Annotated in this window: 18 protein-coding genes; 13 read left to right on the forward strand and 5 right to left on the reverse strand. The window is 42.2% G+C overall.

The window, feature by feature from the left end; all coding sequences use genetic code 11:
* Positions 1–42: 42 nt before the first annotated feature.
* On the reverse strand, positions 43–711 hold the full coding sequence (gene cbpA / locus EKM82_RS09095; RefSeq protein WP_125768292.1) for a cyclic di-AMP binding protein CbpA: 669 nt from the start codon (positions 709–711) through the stop codon (positions 43–45).
* A gap of 122 nt (positions 712–833) precedes the next feature.
* Here cbpA and EKM82_RS09100 point away from each other — a divergent pair, with 122 nt between their 5' ends.
* Positions 834–1,505, forward strand: a complete 672-nt coding sequence (locus EKM82_RS09100; RefSeq protein WP_125768299.1) for an O-methyltransferase — start codon at positions 834–836, stop codon at positions 1,503–1,505.
* Positions 1,506–1,643: 138 nt separating this feature from the next.
* Here EKM82_RS09100 and EKM82_RS09105 read toward each other — a convergent pair whose 3' ends face one another.
* Both EKM82_RS09105 and EKM82_RS09110 read right to left on the reverse strand, forming a co-directional pair.
* A complete protein-coding gene (locus tag EKM82_RS09105) occupies positions 1,644–3,020 on the reverse strand; it encodes a L,D-transpeptidase family protein (protein ID WP_125768302.1) in 1,377 nt (458 codons plus the stop codon).
* A 572-nt stretch (positions 3,021–3,592) separates the two neighbouring features.
* Positions 3,593–4,573: an L-lactate dehydrogenase gene (locus EKM82_RS09110; protein WP_125646601.1), complete on the reverse strand. Its 981-nt coding sequence runs from the start codon at positions 4,571–4,573 to the stop codon at positions 3,593–3,595.
* A 504-nt stretch (positions 4,574–5,077) separates the two neighbouring features.
* Between EKM82_RS09110 and pth the strand changes: the two genes are divergently transcribed.
* Complete coding sequence (pth, locus tag EKM82_RS09115) at positions 5,078–5,641, forward strand: aminoacyl-tRNA hydrolase (RefSeq protein ID WP_125768343.1); 564 nt, start codon at positions 5,078–5,080, stop codon at positions 5,639–5,641.
* On the opposite strand, the gene EKM82_RS11560 is transcribed toward pth, so the two are convergent.
* Positions 5,638–5,832, reverse strand: coding sequence for a hypothetical protein (locus EKM82_RS11560; RefSeq protein ID WP_164508205.1), 195 nt, complete (start codon positions 5,830–5,832; stop codon positions 5,638–5,640). The genes pth and EKM82_RS11560 overlap by 4 nt on opposite strands.
* Positions 5,833–6,135: 303 nt before the next feature.
* On the opposite strand from EKM82_RS11560, the gene EKM82_RS11565 reads away from it, so the two are divergent.
* The 8 genes from EKM82_RS11565 (at position 6,136) to ftsH (ending at position 16,779) form a co-directional block, all read left to right on the forward strand.
* Entirely contained in the window at positions 6,136–6,297 is a 162-nt protein-coding gene (locus tag EKM82_RS11565) for a forkhead box protein (protein ID WP_164508206.1), read from the forward strand.
* Between the two features lie 193 nt (positions 6,298–6,490).
* Positions 6,491–10,033, forward strand: coding sequence for a transcription-repair coupling factor (gene mfd, locus EKM82_RS09120; RefSeq protein ID WP_125768305.1), 3,543 nt, complete (start codon positions 6,491–6,493; stop codon positions 10,031–10,033).
* Between the two features lie 681 nt (positions 10,034–10,714).
* Positions 10,715–10,969 carry an RNA-binding S4 domain-containing protein gene (locus tag EKM82_RS09125; protein WP_125768308.1) on the forward strand — a complete coding sequence of 85 codons (255 nt, stop codon included), beginning with the start codon at positions 10,715–10,717 and terminating at the stop codon, positions 10,967–10,969.
* A 467-nt stretch (positions 10,970–11,436) separates the two neighbouring features.
* Positions 11,437–11,856, forward strand: coding sequence for an FtsB family cell division protein (locus EKM82_RS09130; protein ID WP_125768310.1), 420 nt, complete (start codon positions 11,437–11,439; stop codon positions 11,854–11,856).
* 72 nt (positions 11,857–11,928) lie between these two features.
* Positions 11,929–12,429 (forward strand): S1 domain-containing RNA-binding protein, encoded by a 501-nt coding sequence (locus EKM82_RS09135; protein WP_125768313.1) that lies wholly within the window; start codon positions 11,929–11,931, stop codon positions 12,427–12,429.
* Between the two features lie 117 nt (positions 12,430–12,546).
* Entirely contained in the window at positions 12,547–13,938 is a 1,392-nt protein-coding gene (gene tilS, locus EKM82_RS09140; RefSeq protein ID WP_125768316.1) for a tRNA lysidine(34) synthetase TilS, read from the forward strand.
* A 28-nt stretch (positions 13,939–13,966) separates the two neighbouring features.
* Positions 13,967–14,509, forward strand: a complete 543-nt coding sequence (gene hpt, locus EKM82_RS09145; RefSeq protein WP_125768319.1) for a hypoxanthine phosphoribosyltransferase — start codon at positions 13,967–13,969, stop codon at positions 14,507–14,509.
* A 101-nt stretch (positions 14,510–14,610) separates the two neighbouring features.
* Positions 14,611–16,779 carry an ATP-dependent zinc metalloprotease FtsH gene (gene ftsH / locus EKM82_RS09150; RefSeq protein WP_125768322.1) on the forward strand — a complete coding sequence of 723 codons (2,169 nt, stop codon included), beginning with the start codon at positions 14,611–14,613 and terminating at the stop codon, positions 16,777–16,779.
* Here the strand turns inward: ftsH and EKM82_RS11570 are convergent.
* On the reverse strand, positions 16,732–17,034 hold the full coding sequence (locus EKM82_RS11570; RefSeq protein ID WP_164508207.1) for a hypothetical protein: 303 nt from the start codon (positions 17,032–17,034) through the stop codon (positions 16,732–16,734). The genes ftsH and EKM82_RS11570 overlap by 48 nt on opposite strands.
* Before the next feature lie 838 nt (positions 17,035–17,872).
* On the opposite strand from EKM82_RS11570, the gene hslO reads away from it, so the two are divergent.
* From hslO to lysS, 3 genes are all read left to right on the forward strand, one after another.
* Positions 17,873–18,751, forward strand: a complete 879-nt coding sequence (gene hslO / locus EKM82_RS09155; protein WP_125768325.1) for an Hsp33 family molecular chaperone HslO — start codon at positions 17,873–17,875, stop codon at positions 18,749–18,751.
* Between the two features lie 138 nt (positions 18,752–18,889).
* Complete coding sequence (gene dusB, locus EKM82_RS09160) at positions 18,890–19,873, forward strand: tRNA dihydrouridine synthase DusB (protein WP_125768329.1); 984 nt, start codon at positions 18,890–18,892, stop codon at positions 19,871–19,873.
* A gap of 81 nt (positions 19,874–19,954) precedes the next feature.
* Positions 19,955–21,433 carry a lysine--tRNA ligase gene (lysS, locus tag EKM82_RS09165; protein ID WP_164508208.1) on the forward strand — a complete coding sequence of 493 codons (1,479 nt, stop codon included), beginning with the start codon at positions 19,955–19,957 and terminating at the stop codon, positions 21,431–21,433.
* Positions 21,434–21,828 lie beyond the last annotated feature (395 nt).

Here is a 21,828-nt window from a genome sequence, read left to right on the forward strand (position 1 = left end):
ATGAGGTGTGCCGACGATCCTGTTTATTTAACTACGACTTAATTAAAGAGCGTTCTTCTCGTTACGAATGGTTTCGCCGGATTGCAGATCGTCAATTTCCACGACCCGATATTCCTTGCGTTCCAAACGTTCAACAATGTCAGCCAAAGTCTTCCGCTTCAAGCCGGCAGGTAAGGTGATTAAAGTCCGCCGTACGAAAGTTCCCTTCTTGGCATCCAAAGTTAAAATACCGGCGATGGAACTGTACTTCGAAATAATCTTCGACATTTCCAGCAAGTCGCCTTGTTGGCCAGTGGACATAATCGTCAAGACATAACTACCGATATCCAAGTTCCAAGCTTCTGACAGCATCCCTAGTAATTTCGCATGAGTTAAGATACCATAGAAGTTATGATTTTCATCTAAAACCGCAATATAAGGTAAGTCTTTGATATTAAAGAAGACTTTGAAGAATGGGGAATCAAGATCAATTGTCTTGGTAGCATTTTTCAGTAAAAAGGTCACGGGCAGATTCATATCGCCGCCTTGTGACTTGTGGCGATAAATATGCATTTTGTAAATGTTACCACGGAAAATCCGACCGCTTTCGTCAAGGATCGGGACACAACGGTAGCCGGAATCCTCAAGAATTTTTAAGGCCTCAGCTAAGGTCGCGTTTTCTTTAACCGTCGTTAATTTATCTTTCTTCAAGACTAAACTTTTAATTAACATGGTGGTCCTCCTTAAAAAGACTTTCTTATCGTTGTTATCATACCATAAATAGCGAAACTTTAAAATATATTAGAGAATTATTACATCTTTAGATGAAAACAAACTGTGAGGTAAATTAGAAAATGCGTAATGAAATGATGTCCCACCCAGTCGTCCATGAAAAAGTCCAAAAATTCCTGCGCCAACAACCACTGAATATTTCGCCAGCACTTGCCCAAATTGAAGCCTGGGCCAATGAACGTCGGGTGCCAATTATTCCTCGGGAAACCGCCGCTTATCTGTATCAACTTGTTTCCTTGCAAGCCCCACAGCGAATTCTTGAGGTCGGCACGGCCATTGGCTTTTCCTCAGCACTCTTTGTTGAGGCTGATCCGAAAAACGTTCAGGTCACCACGATTGACCGTTTTGATACGATGTACAATCACGCTAAGGATAATTGGCAACGATTAGGTTATCAAGACCAAATTGAGCTGATCGAAGGTGATGCAGCTGATATTCTGCCGACCTTACAAAGCGACTATGAAATGATTTTCTTGGATGCCGCCAAAGCCCAGTATATTAAGTTCTTACCTGACGCCTTGCGCTTGTTAGCTCCAAATGGCGTGCTGCTAATTGATGATGTCCTCCAAGGCGGGACCATCTTTGATGATATCGCCACCATTCGTCATCGCAATAAGGGCATTCATCGTCGCTTAAATGAATTATTGACCACAGTTTACCAGAACCCCGACTTAAATGTAAGTTTGTTGCCGCTAGGGGATGGCGTGCTGCAGATTACTTGGCGGGAGCATTAAGAATCAAGAGAACGGCTGATGATGAATGACCTGGTTGATAGTCACTAGTTTGGTTTAAATTTTTGAGATAACTATTGAAACTAAAAAAGCTTGAATTGAGTCAAAATAACTCAATTCAAGTTTTTTATTATCAAATCGCTAAAAGACTAACACAGGTGTCCCAATTGGTACTAAATCATAAACCTTAGCCATTGTTTCTGGTGGGGTGTTGATACAGCCATGAGAGCCGTGTTCTTTGTACCAGTCGCCACCATATTTCGGTTGCCATGGCGAATCATGGATCCCAACACCAGTGGTATCGATTGGCATCCAGTAAGAAACTTTCGAAGCGTAATCGGAACCGTCATCATTTTTACCTTTTAAGGTTGAATTACGTTCCTTGGCCCAAACAGACCAAACACCACTTGGCGTAGCTTGCTTAGGCTTACCAGTGACAATATCGGTGCTGATCTTTTCTTCACCGTTGATGTAAACCCACATGTGTTGGTTCTCTTTATCAACTTCAACATAAGTATTGCCAATGTCGGTACCATCTTTAGAATAACCACTGCCTTGAATGGTTGGTGTGCGCGTAAAGTCTTTACCAGCTAAAATTGCGGCGGTTAACTTAGGTAGCTCACTAGAGACGTTGATGCTCCAGCCGTAAATACCAGCAGGAACAGTGACAGTGCCACGTTTAGTCGATTTGAATTCACGAGAACGGTTATAAGTGGCATATTGACTATTAAGTCCACTGAGATAATTGGTTAGGGCAGTTTGATCAACCACGACTTGACCATCTTGATAAGAGATCCAGCTAGTAATCATTTCAGGCGTGATTGTTAGTGTCTTACCAGCAAGGGTGTAAGTGCCGGTTGTTTTAGCAACCTCGTTTAAAGACTTCACTTCAGTCTTTAATTTACTATTATCTTGCGTCACGGTTGGTTTGACGTAAGCTTGATCAACTTGAACTTTGCGTTGGCCATTAACAATGGCTTTTTCAACAGCTGCTTTAACAGCCGCTTGATCAAGTTGGGTCCCTTGAACTTCAGGTTTGATTTTAAAGCTGGCCGATTCTTGGACAACTTTAGCATTGCTAGTTGCGGTGCGGCCTTGATTAGCCTGGTCAACTGTTTCCTTGACGAAAGCATCTAATGCCGCCTGGTCAACTTTAACTGCTGCTACATCACTGGTTGTTTCAGCGCTGACCTTGTTGGAAAATGACCAGCTATTCTGATTAGCCAATATTTTCTTCAAGTAGCCGCCAGAGTTACGCGACAAGCCTAATTCTTTACCAGTAATTGTCGCTAACGATTTTTGATTGTCGTACAGTTGGTACTTCGCATTAACCAATTTCTTGGTTAACTTGCTTTGTGCTTGTTGGTAGGTTAGTTTGCCAATATTCACATTCTCAACTTGAGTGTTGGGTAAGTAGTGGCTTTGATAGAAGACACCACGGTAAATGTAGACTGCACCAAGAATCAAGACAGCACAGGCGCCACTTATTGTTAAAATCAATTTGCTACGTTTCTTCATTTTGTATCCACCTACTTGTTGTTCATATCTGCCAGAAGTCAACCTTAGTATAACAGTAAAAAGGAGGTTCACAAAGCAAATTGTCTTTCCTTTAGTAAGTCATAAGAATTAACTGAGGGGAATGATTGGTTAAATTTTAAAATTGTTTAGTCAAATCTTGGATGGTATGTTGTGGGGCTGGAAAAGAACGCGGAATTCAGTCAGACCCTGTTCGAGCTTCTATCCCACTTTGGGTGATGATGTTGAAATGTGCTCGGAGCGACAGACTGCTAGGCCTAATTTAATTATTTGCTCGATCGGTTGTACCGCTCCAGCAAATAATTGAAATCATGCTACGCAGTCTAACCGTCGCTCCTCATAACTTGTTGAAATGTGTTCGGGGTGCCAAATGGCTATGGCCAATTTAAATAATCACTCGATCGGCGGTGCCGCTCAAGCAATTATTTGAAATTGACCTACGCCAAAAGCCCGGCACCCCTCACACTCTGAAATAAAAAAGAACTGAAACAAAACGCGTACGTTTTATTTCAGCCCATGAATTTAATTATTTAAACTAAGATTTGGCGCGATGATTATTGACGAGTTTCAATATCATTTTGTGCAAAAGCGTTAGTCAAAACTTCCTTCAATTGTTTAGCAGAAGCTTGCATTGATTCTGATTCATGATCAGTCAAAGGAATTTCCAAGATGTTTTGGATACCGTCACGGTTGATAACGGCAGGACTACCAATATAAATGTCGTTCAAGCCATATTGACCATCCATGTAAACAGATAATGGTAAAACAGCATTTTCATCATCTAAGATAGCACGAGTGATCCGAGCTAAGGCAGTAGCGATACCGTAGAAAGTAGCGCCCTTCAAGTTGATGATTGTGTAAGCAGCGTCACGAACGTTTTCGAACATTTCAACTAACTTGCTTTCGTCGACTTCTGGATGTTGTTTAACCCATTCAGCAATCTTGATACCACCGATGTTAGCGTGTGACCATACAGCAAATTCTGTATCGCCATGTTCGCCCATGATGTAAGCGTGGACCGAACGAGCATCAACGTTAACCAATTCAGCAACTGATTGACGAAGACGAGCAGTATCCAATGAAGTACCTGAACCAACAACCCGGTTCTTAGGGAAGCCAGAAAGTTTCCAAGTAGCATAAGTTAAGATATCAACTGGGTTAGCAGCAACTAAGAAGATACCATCGAAGCCAGATTCAACGATTGGGTCAACGATTGACTTCAAAATCTTCAAGTTCTTGTTAACTAAGTCTAAACGAGTTTCGCCAGGTTTTTGTGGAGCACCGGCAGTGATTACAACAACATCAGCATCTTTAGCGTCTGAATATTCAGCAGAGTAAATTTGCTTTGGTGAAGTAAATGGTAGTGCGTTAGAAAGGTCAATCGCATCACCCTTGGTCTTGTTTTTAGCAATATCAACAATTCCGATTTCTTGAGCGATTCCTTGTAATACTAATGCATATGCATAACTAGAACCTACGGCACCATCGCCGACCAATAAAACTTTTTGGCGTTCTTTTACTTTAGCGTTTGACATTATATTCATCCTTCCTTGATCTAAACATATTTACTTTGTTAGTATAACACATTAATTACCGTTTAACAGTAATTTTACTAGCAATTATGAAAAAATAGTAAGTGAAGCAATCAGCGTTGGAGTAATGCTCTTTCGAATACATGAAAGAAAAATAAAGCGCTTTAGTAAGCGATTTCAGTAAAAAATATTTTTCTAACTAGTACACTTTTTACGCCCTGTTTCATTGTGGACAACACAAATTTAACGGCAATTGAGGCGATTTCGCCGAAAAATCAAGGATGTCCAACTATGAGTGTATCAGGTCTCGTGAAAAATTACCTGAATGAAGTCTGAATGAGCCAATTCTGCAAAAAAAGTGCTGCTATGCTATAATTTTGGGTGCTAACCTGGGGTTTGTTTGAACGCCAGCTTTTTGCGTTTCAACAAGTTGCTAAACTTATGAGGTTTGAAATATCGGGCTGTTTTTTAAATCAGCACTTTTATATAGGATAGAAGGAATTTATGATGAGAATGATTGTTGGTTTGGGTAATCCCGGTGCTAAATATGAACACACCAAACATAACGTTGGTTTTGATACCTTGGCGCACGTGGCGAAGGTTTTGAACGTCGAGTTAACTAAGAGTGAATTCAATGCGTTAACTGGTACCACTAAAATTAATGGCGAGAAAATTTTATTAGTCAAACCACTAACTTTTATGAACGATTCTGGTCGGGCAGTGGGGCCATTAGCGAGTTATTATCAATTTGCACCAGAAGAAATTGCCGTGATTCAGGATGACTTGGATATGCCTTTAGGCAAATTACGGTTACGGACTCATGGTGCATCTGGTGGTCATAATGGGATTAAGAGTATTATTAGTGCTTTGGGTACAGAAAAATTCAATCGCGTCAAAATTGGCATTCAACACCCACAGCGCGCAAAAGTGGTCGATTGGGTTTTAACACCTTTTAGCAAAGATGATCGGCCAGTGATGGAACAAAGCATGGACCGAGCAGCAGCAGCCTTGCAAGAGTGGGCTGAAGAAAAAGCCGATTTTGAAGCATTGATGAATCAATATAATGGCTAATGGATTGAGCCTATGACATCAGGATAAAAAAGAAACAGCGTCTGACTCTGTTCTGGGCTGCTTGGCGTGGAACGCAACAATCTCAATACAAGCCTTGTCCTAAGTAGTACAGCCACTAAGAACAATTTGGCTGCTTCTCGCAAGTTCCTACGCAAATAAAACCCGATTGGCTGATGCCAAGATTCCTCCACGCCGTCTGGAGTTGAGGTGGGTTACTTCATCTTTGCTGGTATGCAATACAGTGATTGTAAAGCAACAGCTAGTATTTGCTTGATGTCACTGCCTGAATTTTGGTGTCGATAACTATTTCTTGTTATGTGCCTTAATTCAGACGTTAGATTGAGCACCACTAATTAGGAAACCGGAAATTACCATTCAGACGATTTTAGATGACTGTTTAGTTAACTGCTCAATTCGAATCAAAACAAACTTGCCTCGCTACAATTGCCTCAATAGCTAATGAGGTGAAGTGTTCAAGTTTAGCTCCAGACGGAATGGAGGGCGTGGTTGTCAGCCGCCAAATTTGTCTTATTGCTTTAGCAATTAGACAAAGGCTCGTATTTGAACCAATTGAGGTTTTCAATTGGTTCAAACCGATGTCGGCCGCGTTCCACAACCAGCAAGCCCGGAATGCAGTCAGACACAATTCTGTTTGATTCATCCATATCACAACATTAGTTAGTTTGACATTAGTAATGAATTTGATTTTATTGAAACGTGTTCGAGGCTGCAAATGGCTATGGTTAATTTAAATATCTGCTCGATCGGTTGCACCGCTCAATCAGATATTTGAAATTACCCTACGCCAAAAAACCGCAGCCCCTCACACTCTACCTAAGGAGGGTTGAGATGGATTTAATTGATTTAGTAAGTGATCAGTTGCAGTTATCAGCACAATTGGCTGATTGGTCTGCGCCCAAGTGGCGATTAGTAACTGGTTTAAGTGGGTCAGCGGCAGCTGTTTATTTGGCAGGGATGGTTCGTCAATTGCAGCAGCCAATTATTTATGTAACTGATAACGGCTATCATGCTAGTCAGTTTGTCGATGACTTAACTGACTTATTAGGTGATGATTTAGTTTACTATTTTCCCGTTGAAGAAGTGATTGCCGCGCAAGGAGCGACTAGTTCTCCAGAGTTTCAAAGTTTACGGATTGAAGCCTTAAGTTTCCTATTAAGTCAGCAACCGGGGATTGTCGTCACTTCTGTTGCAGGGTTACGCTACCAGCTGGCGCCAGTGGCTGACTTTGCGGCAGCTAAGTTACTAATTTCTGCTGATCAGACTTACGATTTAAGTAAGATTCCTAATCAGCTGGTGGAAATGGGTTATCGCCGCGAAAAGTTAGTCGCTAATCATGGCGAGTTTGCCGTTCGTGGGGACATCGTGGACATTTATCCGTTAAATTTTGCTGACCCAATTCGGGCGGAATTTTTTGGTGATGAATTAGATAGTCTGCGAACTTTTGATCCCGGTCAACAGCGTAGTCTGAAAAACTTGAATCAAGCAGTTATTTTACCAGCCACAGAAAAAACAGTTTCTTTGGCGCAACGGCAACATGCTGGTGATTTAATCACGGCGGCATTAACGAAGCAGTTGGCCACATTGCCTCAGAAAACCAAAGCTGATCAAGCGGCACGTCAAACCTTGACTGATTATTTCGAACCGGCAATTACTGCCTTAACAGATCAGGTTTTGCCGGAAAACGCGGGGCTATTAGTTGACTTCTTATATGAAACAACCACGACTTTAGCCAACTATTTACGTGATGATGGCATCTTAGTCTTTGAGGATTTCAGTCGCTTATTAGAGAAGTCTGACGAACTTGATCAAGAATTGGCAGGCTGGCAGGCTGATCAGATGACGGTGAATCATTTACTGCCAGAACAACAATTTCGACCTGATTTTCGGGATTTAAACCGGCAATTTAAACAGCGCCAATTGCATTTGGCCCTCTTTCAAAAGGGACTCGGTAATTTGCGCTTCGATAAAATTATTAATGTTGATTCGCGCACAGTGCAACAATTCTTCAGTCAGATGCCGCTGATTAAAACAGAATTAGACCGTTGGCATAAGCAACAACGCACAGTCGTTGTGTTGATTGCTGAGGCAGGTCGGCGACAACATTTACAAAATGTTTTTCGCGATTTTGAAGTTCAAGTATCATTGGCTGATCATGACCAGGTTGTGCCGGAACAATTACAATTAGTACCTGGAAATTTACGTAACGGTTTCGAACTACCAAGTGCTAATTTGGTCGTTTTGACTGAGCATGAATTGTTTAATCGGGTCAAGAAGAAAGCCGCACCAAGGCGACAAACAATGGCAAATGCTGAACGTTTGCGCAGTTATAATGAGCTGAAGCCTGGCGATTATGTCGTCCATATTAATCACGGGATTGGTCGATTTGAGGGCATGCAAACCATGACCGTTGATGGCGTTCATCGTGATTATTTAACGATTGCCTATCAAGACGATGCCAAGCTGTTTATTCCTGTTGATCAACTGAATTTAATTAGTAAGTATGTTTCTGCCGAAGGTAAAACGCCACGAATTAATCGTCTCGGTGGTAGTGAATGGCAGAAGACTAAGCAAAAAGTTTCTAGTCGGATTGAAGATATTGCTGATGACTTAATTGCTTTGTACGCCAAACGTCAAGCTGAAAAAGGATTTGCTTTTGGGCCTGATGATGATTTGCAGCGCCAATTTGAATCTGAGTTTTCTTATGCCGAAACGCCTGATCAATTGCGAAGTACAGCTGAGGTGAAACATGACATGGAACGTTCCCAACCAATGGATCGTTTATTGGTTGGGGATGTTGGCTTTGGCAAAACGGAAGTGGCTTTGCGAGCAGCTTTTAAAGCAGTGATGAATAACAAGCAGGTTGCTTTCCTAGTGCCCACGACAATTTTGGCGCAGCAACATTTTGACACAATGCAAGATCGATTCGCCGATTTTCCAATTAACGTTGGGATGATGTCACGGTTTCAAACAGCAGCTGAAAATCGGCAAACAATTAAGGATTTAAAGGCTGGCAAATTGGACATTGTCGTTGGGACTCATCGAATTTTGTCGAAGGACGTGACGTTTGCTGATTTAGGGTTGTTGATTGTTGATGAAGAGCAGCGCTTTGGTGTTAAACATAAGGAACGCTTGAAACAAATGCGCGCTTCAGTTGATGTGTTAACTTTAACGGCCACACCAATCCCACGAACTTTACACATGTCAATGATTGGCGTTCGTGATTTATCAGTGATTGAAACACCACCAACTAACCGTTATCCAATTCAAACTTATGTCTTGGAGCAGAACGCTGGGGCTGTTCGTGAGGCCATTCAGCGTGAAATTGAACGTGGTGGTCAAGTCTTCTATTTGCATAATCGCGTGGATGATATTGAACGAACAGTCGACCAATTGCAGGCACTGATTCCAGAAGCAACAATTGCCTATGCCCATGGTCAAATGACTGAGAATCAGTTGGAAAATGTCATTTTTAATTTTGTGAATGGTGATTACGACATTTTAGTAACGACAACGATTATTGAAACAGGGGTCGATATGCCTAATGCCAATACTTTAATTGTTGAAAACGCTGATCGTTACGGCCTTTCCCAGTTGTATCAATTACGGGGTCGGGTTGGACGTTCCAGTCGAATTGCCTATGCTTATTTCATGTATCAGCCTAATAAAGTCTTAACTGAGGTCAGTGAGAAACGACTGCAGGCAATCAAGGACTTCACTGAATTAGGTTCTGGTTTTAAAATTGCCATGCGTGATTTGTCGATTCGTGGTGCCGGTAACTTATTAGGTAAGCAACAACATGGCTTTATTAACTCAGTCGGTTTTGATTTGTATTCGCAAATGCTTAACGAAGCTGTCCAGAAGCGGCAACATAAAGCTGCGGCCACCGTCACTGATACGGAATTGAATTTGAATGTTGAAGCGTATTTGCCTGATGATTATGTTGATGACAGTCGGCAAAAAATCGAATTGTATAAGCGAATTCGTCAAGTTGAATCGGAAGATGATTTGTTAGAAATTCAAAGTGATTTGATTGATCGGTTTGGTGAGTACCCCGAACCCGTTGCGAATTTACTATTGATCGGTCATTTGAAGATGTTGGCTGATCAGTTATTACTACGCCAAATTCGTCAGAAAAAGCAGCAAATCATTATTCGTTTTAGTACTGAAGCGACCGAACAACTTAGCGGTGAAGATTTATTCGCGGCTTTATCAGTGCTGAGCTACCACGCAGATGTTAAAATGACTGATGAGCAAGATTATCAAGTTAGTTTGACTTTGCCTAAACAAATGCCAGCAGTTACTGATTGGTTACAAGATTTAATCAAGTTTCTTCAAGCATTGCAACAAACGAAAAAAGTTGTTAAAAAGTGAGATATTTGCTGGTAGTGATTTAAGTCGCGCCTTAGTTAGTGACGGCAGGGGCCCAGCGATTTAGAGGGCATGGAACGCTGTGGCCGTCGATTTGAGCTTATTGCTTTGCAACAATCTCAAATACGAGGCTTTGACTAGCTGCTAAAGCAGCAAGACAAATTTCACAGCTGACGCCAATCGCTGGGCCTCTGCCTGAGTTAAGTAGTTTAATCGCACACCACTGGCAGAAAATCAGATTGGTATGATTAATAGCTTGATTGACAAGCTTTATGGATTTAGGAGACACAAGCATAGCTGACCAATTTGGTTATTAATGTCTTGCTGTTTGAACGGTGCATCAGCCTTACTAAGTTGATTTGTCCCACTATATTTCCTTAAGCATTAAACAATAATGAAATGAGCCACCTCAGCTCCAGACGGAATGGAGGGCGTGGTTGTCAGCAGCCAAATTTGTCTTACCGCTTTAGCGGTTAGACAAAGGCTCGTATTTGAGATTGTTGAGTAGCAATAAGCTCAAATCAATCCCGGCCGCGTTCCACAACCAGCAAGCCCGGAATGGAGTCAGACTCAATTCTGTTTGATTGTCTTCGATAGAGTTCTTGAATTACTAATATACATTTTAGAAAAAATAATAAGACTGGTACCAATTTTAAAAATCGGGCCAGCAAAAAGGAGTCCAATATGCGTTTAGATAAATATTTAAAAGTTTCTCGGCTGATCAAACGGCGGACAGTCGCCAAAGAAATTGCCGATAAAGGTCGAATTTCGATCAATGGTAAAGTCGCTAAATCATCCAGTGATGTTAGTGTCGGCGATGAATTAACCATCTTGTTTGGTAACAAAACGCTAGTTGTTAAGATTACGCGGATTGTTGAAACTACTAAAAAGGCCGAGGCCGAAGAAATGTATCAAGTTGTTAGCGACACGGCGCGTTAAGTGGTAGAACGCTAGGTTAGGAAATGAATTTGTTTAAGTCGGTCCTTAGTTGTTAGCGGCAGGGGCACAGCAATTTTATGGGCGTGGAACATGGTGGGCATTGACGCCAATCGCTGTTCCCCTGCCTAGATTAAACTTGCAGAATAAAGCACCACTATTTAGCCAAACCAGATTGTGGTGATACAAAGTCGGTGTGACAATCTCTACTGAGATAATAGCGTTATCACACCGATTTTTGTTGCCATTTAACTATTATTACTGATTAAACTGAGTTACTTAATTCCGCTAACACTGTCTTAATGACTAACACCTTCACTTGTTTTTAATTTTGTTTGATAACAAATGAATGGTAGTAAACCAGTCAATCTGCTAAATTTTTTTAAAAAGCCAATGGTCGATCAAAAAATATTGTGGGAATTATGCTATACTTCATGTTATGAACAAACGATTTTGCGGGGGTGAATCGAATGCAAGCGCCAAAACAACCAAAGACAAAAGTAACCAGTTTAAATAATGATTTTGTCATTGAATCGCAACAACAAGCAGTTCTTGCCAAGCAAAAGCGGCGGATACGTTTGGTTCATCGACGGCGGATTTTAGCAATTTTAGCTATTTTTGTCGCCTGTGTGGTTTTCTTCGGGGTGCAAATTATGCATGCTCAAAGTACCAATCGTCAATTGCAGGCACAAGTTGCGCAACAAAAGAAGGCGTTGCAAAGCGTTCAGTCGACTAAGCAAAATTTGAAAGTTCAAGTAGACCAGTTACACGATGATGACTATTTAAATAAGTTGATTCGTTATAAGTATGATTATTCGAAGAATGGCGAAATTATTTTCTCCTTGCCTGAGAATGGTGGTATTACAAAGGACGCAAATCCAAAAAACTAGTTTTATTTGAAATTGTTCGGTGGTATACTAAGATATCGAAAAGAAGCACATCCAAGGAGGATTTACGGGTATATGGCAGTTGAAATTGGGTCGAAAGTTACCGGCAAAGTAACTGGAATCACCAACTTCGGAGCATTTGTTGATTTAGGTTCTGGGCAAAGTGGTTTGGTCCACATCAGTGAAATTTCTAATCAGTATGTCAAGGACATTCATGATGTTTTGAGTGTCGGCGATGTGGTCACTGTTAAAGTTGTTTCAGTTCAGGCTAATAAAATTGGTTTGTCGATTAAACAGGCAAGCGAGCAAAGTGCTGCCCCTGCAAATCATTCCCACGCACCACATCATGAACAGCAACATCATCGTGAACGTCGTGAGAATGAAAGCAGCAATAATAATTGGAAGCGTGGCAATGGTGGCGGTCGACCAAGTAACAATAATCACCAGGGTCATTCAAATCATCAAGACTTTGATAGTTTGCTTTCCGGATTTTTAAAAGATAGTGAAGATCGGTTAACAGCCATTAAGCGTAATACTGAAGGTAAACGTGGCGGTCGTGGTGGTCGTCGTAGTTAATTATGATAAGCGAATGGGCAATTGAGATAATTGTCGCCATTTAACTGATAAGTGGGTCATCATCCAAGTGCGGATGATGGCCCATTTGCTATTTATTTCAATCGTCATAATTAGGGGGTGCTCAGGATCACAGTTGAAAAGACTTTTCTAACTAGTTGGCAGCAATTGCCCGTTAAGCTCACGGCCAAGACCAAAATTCTAGTGGCCTTCTCTGGTGGTGCGGATTCAACCGCTTTAGTGGCCTTGCTGCAATCATTACCCGTTGCGCTGCGGCCGGAAATCACCTTAGGCTATTTCAATCATCAATTGCGTCGTGATAGCGCCGATGAAGAAAAACTTGTCCGCCAACTAGCTAAGCAGTGGCAATTACCATTAAAAGTTGGCACTTGGGCTGCAGGTAGTAAGCCAACTGAAGCGGCGGCGCGTCAGGCGCGTTATCAATTTTTAGCAACGGTGATGCAACAAACGCAAAATCAATTTCTAGTTACAGCCCATCATGGCGATGATTTATTAGAAACAATTATTCTACGTTTGATTCGCAGTGGTGCCACGACGGAATTGCCAGGGTTAAAGCCAGTGACAAATTGGCGGCAATGGCAAATTTTACGACCGCTGTTACCACTGGCGAAGAACAGCTTATTGGCCTATGTTCAACAGCAACGATTACCATTCTGTGAGGACTATACGAATCACCAAGATTTAACGCTACGCAATCGTCTGCGTCATCAAGTCGTGCCCCAGTTAAAGCAAGAAAATCAGCAAGTACTGGCGCACAGTCAACGGTTTGCTGATGAGTTAACGGCACTACAAGAAATAGCCCAGCGCCAATTTCTCGCTTTACAAGCCGACTTACAGGTAAAATGGGATCAGGCTGAATTACAAGGGCAACTTAATTCAGAACTCCAGCAATTATCAGCAGCTGCGCAACAACTTTTTTGGCAAGCTTTGTGGCAACAGTATTTTCCAGAATTACCAACGCTCAAGGTGACCCAATTACAGTCTTTAGTCCAACTGACTAGGACCACTGCTGGTGAACAACAGCTTGATTTGCTAGGCGGCTGGCAATTTGTGCGTCATTACCAGCAGTTTGCTTTTCGCCAGCGGCTTAATACACCGAATGCACCGCTGCAAGCCGCTAGTGAACCGGTCGCGCTGAGCTTGAATCAGTGGCAAAGTTATCAGCATTGGCAAATCGGTGTTTTTTCAGCATTGCCGGATAATGTTGCTGATTATCAGGTGACTGAATTACAATTGGCAACTTGGCCGCGGCAATTATTATTACGACCGGCGGCATTAACTGATCGCCTGACGTTGGCGAATGGTCAACACCAGACATTACGGCGGCGATTGATCAATCAGAAAGTCCCTCAGGAACGGCGATTATCATTATTTGTTCTCGAAGCGGATAAAAAAGTTGTTTGGATTGCGAATATCTACAATTATAAATTGTCGAACCTGGGAGAAACTGCTAAAATCATTTATGTATTAACCAAATACACGGCTAGTTGAAGATAAGCTAATCATTAAGGAGAGCAAAATGCGCGAGAATATTGAGAAGACCATTGTTTCCACGGAAGAAATTCAAAAAACTGTTGCTCGTCTAGGTCAAGAAATTCAAGTTGATTATCAAGGCAAAGTGCCGATCTTTATTTGTATTCTTAAAGGCGCCGTGCTGTTCATGACTGACTTGATTCGGGCTTATGATGCACCAGCAGAGATTGAGTTTATGGATGTTTCTAGTTATGGGGATGCCTTTGAATCAAGTGGCGAAGTGCGCATCTTGAAAGATTTGGATATTCCAGTTAAGGGCCGCGATTTGATTATTGTTGAAGATATCATTGATACTGGTCGGACTTTAGAAGCCCTGATTAAGTTGTTACAAACTCGAGAAGCAGCTTCGATTAAGATTTGTTCATTCTTAAATAAACCGGCGCGGCGCGTGATCAATGTGCATGTGGATTATACCGGCGTGATGGTACCAGATGAATTCTTAGTTGGCTACGGTCTTGACTATAAAAATCAGTATCGTAATTTACCATTTGTAGGCGTTTTAAAGCCTGAAGTTTACGAGCAAAATTAAGCATTAAATTTAAGTAATAGATATTAGTCAAAAATGGTCAAATATGATATGATTACACCATTCGATTATCTTGATGAATCGATTATTTCAGGAGGTTGTCAATGAAAAATAACCGTAACCGGCTTTTAAATAGCGGTTTATTCTACATTATTATCTTCGTGGCTTTAGTTGGTGGGATTAGTTTCTTCTTTAACCGAGGAAACAGTGGTACCACCCAGAATGTTAGTACCACAACATTCGTTAAACAATTAAAGTCTAACAAGATAAAGGAATTTAGTGTCCAACCTGCAAATGGGGTCTACCAAATTCGTGGGGAATACACTAAGCCGTTAACTAAGAAAGCTGCAAACAATGGTCTCTTTGCAATTCAGGGACAAACCACCACTACTAAAGTTGATGGTTTTACGACGTCACTTTTGCCTAATGATAGTTCGTTAGCACAAATTACCAAGCTGGCTCAAAGTGAAGGCGTCACAATGCACACGCAAGAAGAATCTCAATCTGGGGTTTGGATCAGTGTGTTAACAATGTTGATTCCAACAATTCTGATTTTCGTCTTGTTCTACTTCATGATGAATCAGGCTGGTCAAGGCGGCGGCAATGGCCGTGGCGTTATGAGCTTTGGCAAGACTAAAGCTAAGCCTGAGGATCCAAAGAAGAATCCAGTTCGTTTCTCTGACGTTGCTGGTGCTGAAGAAGAAAAGCAAGAATTAGTTGAAGTCGTTGAATTCTTGAAGAATCCTAAGAAGTACAACTCGTTAGGTGCTCGGATTCCAAAAGGTGTTTTACTTGAGGGCCCTCCTGGTACTGGTAAAACTTTACTAGCTCGTGCCGTTGCCGGTGAAGCTGGCGTGCCATTCTTCTCAATTTCTGGTTCTGATTTCGTGGAAATGTTCGTCGGTGTTGGTGCTTCTCGGGTGCGTGATTTGTTTGATAACGCTAAGAAAAATGCACCAGCCATCATCTTTATTGATGAAATCGATGCCGTTGGTCGCCAACGTGGCGCTGGCATGGGTGGCGGTCATGATGAACGGGAACAAACTTTGAACCAATTATTGGTTGAAATGGATGGTTTTACTGGTAATGAAGGCGTGATTGTCATTGCCGCTACTAACCGTTCTGATGTGCTTGATCCAGCCTTACTTCGTCCTGGTCGTTTCGACCGAAAGATCTTAGTTGGTCGGCCTGATGTTAAGGGTCGGGAAGCAATCTTGAAAGTTCATGCTAAGAACAAGCCATTGGCCGATGATGTTGATTTGAAGGCAGTCGCCCAACAAACACCTGGTTTCGTTGGTGCTGACTTGGAAAACTTACTGAACGAAGCGGCTTTAGTTGCTGCTCGGCGTAACAAAACTAAGATCGATGCTTCTGATGTGGATGAAGCAGAAGATCGGGTCATCGCTGGACCTGCTAAGAAAGATCGGGTCATTAGTGATCGTGAACGGAAGATGGTTGCTTATCACGAAGCCGGTCATGCTTTGGTCGGGGTTGTCTTAAGCGATTCGCGGGTCGTTCGGAAAGTGACAATTGTTCCTCGTGGCCGCGCTGGCGGTTATGCCATCATGTTGCCACGTGATGATCAATTCTTGATGACTAAGAAGGAATTGAACGAACAAATCACTGGTTTACTTGGTGGCCGGACAGCCGAAGAGTTAATCTTTGGTACTCAGTCAACTGGGGCTTCTAATGACTTTGAACAAGCAACTGATATCGCCCGGAGTATGGTAACTCAATATGGGATGACTGATGTTTTAGGCACAGTTACACTGGAACGTGAAGGTCAACCATTCGTTGGTGCTCAATACGGCCAAGGTGCCCCATATTCTGAGAAGACTGCGGCAGCGATTGACGATACTGTTCGCGAGATCATTACTGCTGATCATGCCAAAGCACGAGAAATTTTGGAACAACATCAAGTTCAACATAAGTTGATTGCTGAAGCCTTGCTGAAGTACGAAACTCTTGATGAAAAAGAAATTCTCAGCTTGTTCAATGATGGCAAGATGCCTGAAGGCGACAGTTCACTTTACCCAAGCGAACATGCCACAACCTTTGAGGAATCCAAGCGGGCTTTGGAACGTAAGGATGCCCAATCACAGGCAAAGAGTGTTGATCCTGATGCACCTCATGATTCTGAACAACGTGCTGATGCCAATGCGGAAGCCGAGGATCATGCTGAAGCAACTGGTGAAGCACCTGCAGATACACCAAAAGAACCAGTTTCAAATGATGATCATCATGATGATGACGATCACTCTAACCAAGATTAATAGCATTTCAAAAGAATGATTATTAAGACTCAGGGAAAGCAGTTCATGCTGCTGACCCTGAGTTTTTTTATTGGAGTTGTTGGTTAAAACCATTAAAGCAGGGTGAAGGTGTAAAAACGGAACTGGTTCTGACTGCATTGCGGGCTTGCTGGTTGTGGAACGCGGCCGGCGTTGATTTGAACCAATAGAAGACCAAAGTTCAAAACCAATAAAAACCTGCTGCAGGTGGTAAGTCAGAGCTAGTTCTGACTGCATTGCGGGCTGCTTGTCGTGGAACGCTGCCGACGCTGATCGAAGCCTTTTTTCAAAAGTCTTCGATGCAGGTCTTATCGTAAGTGCTAAAGCACCAACGATAATTTGGCGGCTGACGACAAGATCCCTCCATTCCGTCTGGAGTTGATTTGGTTCACTTCAGCTTTGTTAGTTGTTAAGACAATTGCAGCGGGATTAATCAACTTGATTCAAATTGCTATCACAACTAAACAGTAATAAGCAAAAATCTATTTGACAGTTTTGGGACATTATGTAGAACGCTTGTTAAGTCGGATTATTAATTTGCAACAATCTGTTTTCCTAAGTCATGGTTCTCAAATCTTTTATTTTCATCAGGTTGTTGCTGGGCGATTGGTAACTAACTTTACGGTATTGTCTGAACATCAATTAAATCTAAAGTGGACTAATTAGCTCAAAACGCAGTGGAGGCCGCCGGGTTGTCAGCCGCCAAATTCTTCTTACTGCTTTAGCAGTTAGAAGAAGACCTGAATTGAAGATTGTTGCGCAGCAATAAGCTTCAATCAGCGTCGGCAGCGTTCCACAACCCGCCGGCCGTAACGGAGTTGTCTGCTATTCTGCTCAAAACTCGTTCTGCTTGAAATCGCCAGCCACAGTGTAACGTGTCGAAATAATTGTTCAGCAGCCACCAACGTCAATTGGAAAAAACTTTGGCACAAATTTATTTGCACTTTTGATATCAACAAAATACTCAGTCAGTTAACTGGTGGTTTTGCGAAGACTGGTATTTTTTCTTACTTTAAGCTAGTATTATTTAGTTAGTATCTTCAAAATGAGTTCAAAGCAGGCAAGGAGAATTAAAGTGACAGATTATTTAATCAAAGCAATTACCAGCGATGGCGCTTTTCGTATGTTGGCAGTTGACGCCAGTCAGCTGGTTCAAGAGGCTCAGCAGCGTCATGATACTTGGCCTGCAGCGACGGCAGCTTTGGGCCGAACTTTAATTGGCACATTGTTGTTGAGCAGTGCGGTTTTAAAGGATCCAGAGAAGTTAACGGTTCGTTTAGTTGGTGATGGGCCCGTTGGTGCGATTATCGCTGACGGTAATGCCAATGGCACTGTTAAAGGTTATCTGGCCAGTCCTCACGTTGACTTGCCACTCAATCCCTTAGGCAAAATCGATGTTCGGCGAGCCGTTGGGACTAAGGGCATGCTGAGTGTGACCAAGGATTTGGACATGAAGCAACCATTTACTGGTCAAGTACCGCTGACCTCTGGTGAAATTGCTGAGGATTTTACTTATTATTTGGCTAAGTCCGAGCAGATCCCGTCATCAATGGGATTGTCAGTTTTTGTCAATCAAAATAAAACGGTTGAAGTTGCCGGTGGTTTCCTCATTCAAGCGTTGCCAAGTGCAACCTCGGCACAATTAACTCAGCTAGAGCAACGTTTACAACAGTTGCCCCGGGTATCCGACTTATTGTTACAAGGGCAAACGCCGGAACAATTGTTGCAACAAATTTTTGGCCTTGAACAAATCAAGGTCTTAGATAAAATGCCAGTTGCCTTTAAATGTGATTGCAGTAAAGAACGGTTCCGCAAAGCTTTAGCAACCTTAGCTCGCAGTGATTTGAACAAAATGATTACTGAGGACCACGGCGCTGAAGCTGTTTGCAAGTTCTGCGGCCAACGTTATCAATTTACTGAAGCTGAGTTGCGTGATATAGTCGCCCAGCAATAAATTAGGATAGTAGCTAGTTAACTGCAGGTCTGAGGGCAATTTTGCTCAGACTAATTCAGCAATTAAACAGATGGCTGGTTGCATTGTTGGCAATTTATTTGCTAAGATTAGGCGAATTAAGAATGAGGAGCGGTGTTTATGGCGTGGCAAATTGGTGACGTGACCATTCCCAATCAAGTTGTGGTAGCGCCAATGGCTGGTATTACCAATTCAGCCTTTCGTCTAGTGGCGAAGGAATTTGGTGCCGGCTTGGTTGTTTGCGAGATGATCAGTGACAAGGGGATTATGTACCACAATCAGAAAACCCTAGATATGTTGTTTGTTGACCCCAAGGAACACCCAATCAGCATTCAAATTTTTGGTGGCACGAAAGAAACTTTGGTGAATGCGGCTAAATTTATTGATCAACATACCCAGGCTGATATTATCGATATTAATATGGGCTGCCCGGTTAACAAAGTTGTTAAGACTGATGCCGGGGCGAAATGGTTACTTGATCCCAATAAAGTGTATGAAATGGTGGCCGCGGTGGTGGCTGCTGTGAATAAGCCAGTTACTGTGAAAATGCGGACCGGCTGGGATGAAAAACACATTTATGCCGTCGAGAATGCCATGGCCGTTCAACGAGCTGGCGCAGCTGCTTTGGCGATGCACGGTCGGACACGGAAACAAATGTATACTGGTCAGGCTGATTGGAATATTTTGAAAGAAGTCCGGCAACATATTACGATACCATTTATGGGCAACGGTGATGTGCGCACGCCACAAGATGCAAAACGGATGTTGACTGAAGTGGGCGCTGATGCAGTGATGATTGGTCGGGCAGTTTTAGGCAACCCTTGGATTTTGAAGTCGATCAATCATTATTTGACAACAGGTGAAGAGTTGCCTGAGCCGACGCCGCGGGAGAAGATTCAAACGGCGGAGGAACAACTGTCACGCTTAGTTGCACTTAAGGGTGAGAAAGTGGCGGTTCCAGAATTTCGCCAGCAGGTGGCTTATTACTTAAAGGGTGTTCCCCGAGCTGCTAAGACCAAGGCCGCGATTAATCAAGTTTTTACTGAGGCCGAGGTCAATCAGCTTTTAGATGATTTTGTGGCGAAGTCTGAAGCACGGCAGTAACAAGTGAATTAGTTTTTGAATTTTAGAAAAGGTGAGGGAATAGACGTGGCAAACAATAATGTCAAGAATCCAGAAAAAGAAATGAATGATCAGTTGATCGTTCGCCGGGAAAAGATGCAGACTTTGCGTGATGAGGGGATTGATCCTTTTGGGACTCGTTTTTCACGGTCACATTTAGCAAAGCAATTGCATGACACTTATGGTGAAACACCAAAAGAGAGCTTGGAAGCTGATCAACCAGTTGTGACGATTGCTGGGCGGATGATTTCAAAACGTGGTAAGGGTAAAGTTGGTTTTGCTGATTTACGTGATCGTAGTGGTAAAATCCAAATTTATGTTCGTAAAGATGTTGTCGGCGATGAAAACTACCAAATTTTCAAAAAATCAGATTTAGGTGACTTCTTAGGAATCAAAGGTGAAGTCATGAAGACTGATACTGGTGAATTGACGATTAAGGCCTTGCACGTCACTTTCCTCACGAAAGCATTGCGGCCATTACCAGACAAGTACCATGGTCTAAGTAATGTCGAACAGATTTATCGGCAACGTTATTTGGACTTGATTGCCAATGAGGATAGTTTCGACCGCTTTATTAAGCGCAGCAAAATCATTAAGGCTGTCCGGGAATACTTGGATAACCATGAATTCACCGAAGTTGAAACTTCCTCATTGCATGTCGTACCTGGTGGCGCCTCAGCTAAGCCATTTATTACTCATCATAATGCCTTAGACATTAATCTATATTTGCGAATTGCCTTAGAATTACAATTGAAGCGTTTGATTGTTGGTGGGATGGAACGCGTTTACGAAATTGGTCGGGTTTATCGTAACGAAGGGATTGATACGCGCCATAATCCTGAATTTACGATGTTGGAAACTTATGCCGCTTATTTCGATTTTAAAGACGTGATGGACGAAACTGAGGGGATTTTCCGCTTTGCTGCCCAGAAGGCGTTAGGCACTGGTAAATTTACGTATCAGGGCCAAGCAGTTAACTTGGATCAACCATTTGATCGGATTCATATGGTTGATGCCATTAAGAAGGAAACTGGTGTCGATTTCTGGCCGAAAATGAGTCTCGATGAGGCACGTAAGCTAGCTGACGAACATCATGTTCATTATGAAGAATATTGGCAAGTTGGCCACATTATCAATGAGTTCTTTGAACAGTTTGTTGAGTCAACGTTACAAGCGCCAACTTTTGTTTATGGTCATCCAATCGAAATTTCCCCATTAGCTAAGAAAAACGTTGATGATCCTCGCTTTACAGATCGGTTTGAGCTTTATATCTTGGGTACAGAATATGCCAACGCTTTTTCTGAATTAAATGACCCCATCGATCAACGGGCACGTTTCGAAGCGCAGGAAGCTGAACATGAAGCTGGCAATGATGAAGCCCATGGTGTCGACTATGACTTTATTGAAGCATTGGAATATGGGATGCCACCTACGGGCGGTTTAGGCATTGGGATTGATCGGCTAGTCATGTTATTGACTGATGCACCGTCAATTCGTGACGTCTTATTATTCCCAACCATGCGTCCCGATGAAAATAAGTAAAATAATTTGAAAAAGATTTACTGTCATTTGACGGTAAATCTTTTTTATTGTTCGAAAAATGTTTCGCCTTTACCTAGCTGTAACAAGTTTCATGGTAGATTGTACGGTTAAATCTTAACCTTATGAGTAATAATGATGATTTTCGTTAGTAAAATCCGGTTTTAAATTGGTTATTGACGAAACGGCCTGAAGTTGATAAGATAGTTTGTGTTGCAAAACGAGCTGATAACTTGCTTATCACGTTGAAAAATGTTTTGAAAAAAGTTGTTGACATTGATTAAGCGCTTTGATATGATAGTTAAGTTGCTGTTGCAACAATGGTAGATCTTTGAAAACTGAACAAAGTTTCGAAAATGTGCAGGGCTCATAACAATTTCGGTTGTTGTGATCAAGTA

The organism is Lapidilactobacillus wuchangensis, assembly GCF_003946645.1.
GTDB lineage: Bacteria > Bacillota > Bacilli > Lactobacillales > Lactobacillaceae > Lapidilactobacillus > Lapidilactobacillus wuchangensis.

What these genes read in the sequence shown, in the direction of transcription:
- cbpA (WP_125768292.1), bottom strand. Translation starts at nt 711, where the DNA reads ATGTTAATTAAAAGTTTAGTCTTGAAGAAAGATAAATTAACGACGGTT.
- EKM82_RS09100 (WP_125768299.1), top strand. Translation starts at nt 834, where the DNA reads ATGCGTAATGAAATGATGTCCCACCCAGTCGTCCATGAAAAAGTCCAA.
- EKM82_RS09105 (WP_125768302.1), bottom strand. Translation starts at nt 3,020, where the DNA reads ATGAAGAAACGTAGCAAATTGATTTTAACAATAAGTGGCGCCTGTGCT.
- EKM82_RS09110 (WP_125646601.1), bottom strand. Translation starts at nt 4,573, where the DNA reads ATGTCAAACGCTAAAGTAAAAGAACGCCAAAAAGTTTTATTGGTCGGC.
- pth (WP_125768343.1), top strand. Translation starts at nt 5,078, where the DNA reads ATGAGAATGATTGTTGGTTTGGGTAATCCCGGTGCTAAATATGAACAC.
- EKM82_RS11565 (WP_164508206.1), top strand. Translation starts at nt 6,136, where the DNA reads ATGGAGGGCGTGGTTGTCAGCCGCCAAATTTGTCTTATTGCTTTAGCA.
- mfd (WP_125768305.1), top strand. Translation starts at nt 6,491, where the DNA reads ATGGATTTAATTGATTTAGTAAGTGATCAGTTGCAGTTATCAGCACAA.
- EKM82_RS09125 (WP_125768308.1), top strand. Translation starts at nt 10,715, where the DNA reads ATGCGTTTAGATAAATATTTAAAAGTTTCTCGGCTGATCAAACGGCGG.
- EKM82_RS09130 (WP_125768310.1), top strand. Translation starts at nt 11,437, where the DNA reads ATGCAAGCGCCAAAACAACCAAAGACAAAAGTAACCAGTTTAAATAAT.
- EKM82_RS09135 (WP_125768313.1), top strand. Translation starts at nt 11,929, where the DNA reads ATGGCAGTTGAAATTGGGTCGAAAGTTACCGGCAAAGTAACTGGAATC.
- hpt (WP_125768319.1), top strand. Translation starts at nt 13,967, where the DNA reads ATGCGCGAGAATATTGAGAAGACCATTGTTTCCACGGAAGAAATTCAA.
- ftsH (WP_125768322.1), top strand. Translation starts at nt 14,611, where the DNA reads ATGAAAAATAACCGTAACCGGCTTTTAAATAGCGGTTTATTCTACATT.
- EKM82_RS11570 (WP_164508207.1), bottom strand. Translation starts at nt 17,034, where the DNA reads ATGCAGTCAGAACTAGCTCTGACTTACCACCTGCAGCAGGTTTTTATT.
- dusB (WP_125768329.1), top strand. Translation starts at nt 18,890, where the DNA reads ATGGCGTGGCAAATTGGTGACGTGACCATTCCCAATCAAGTTGTGGTA.
- lysS (WP_164508208.1), top strand. Translation starts at nt 19,955, where the DNA reads ATGAATGATCAGTTGATCGTTCGCCGGGAAAAGATGCAGACTTTGCGT.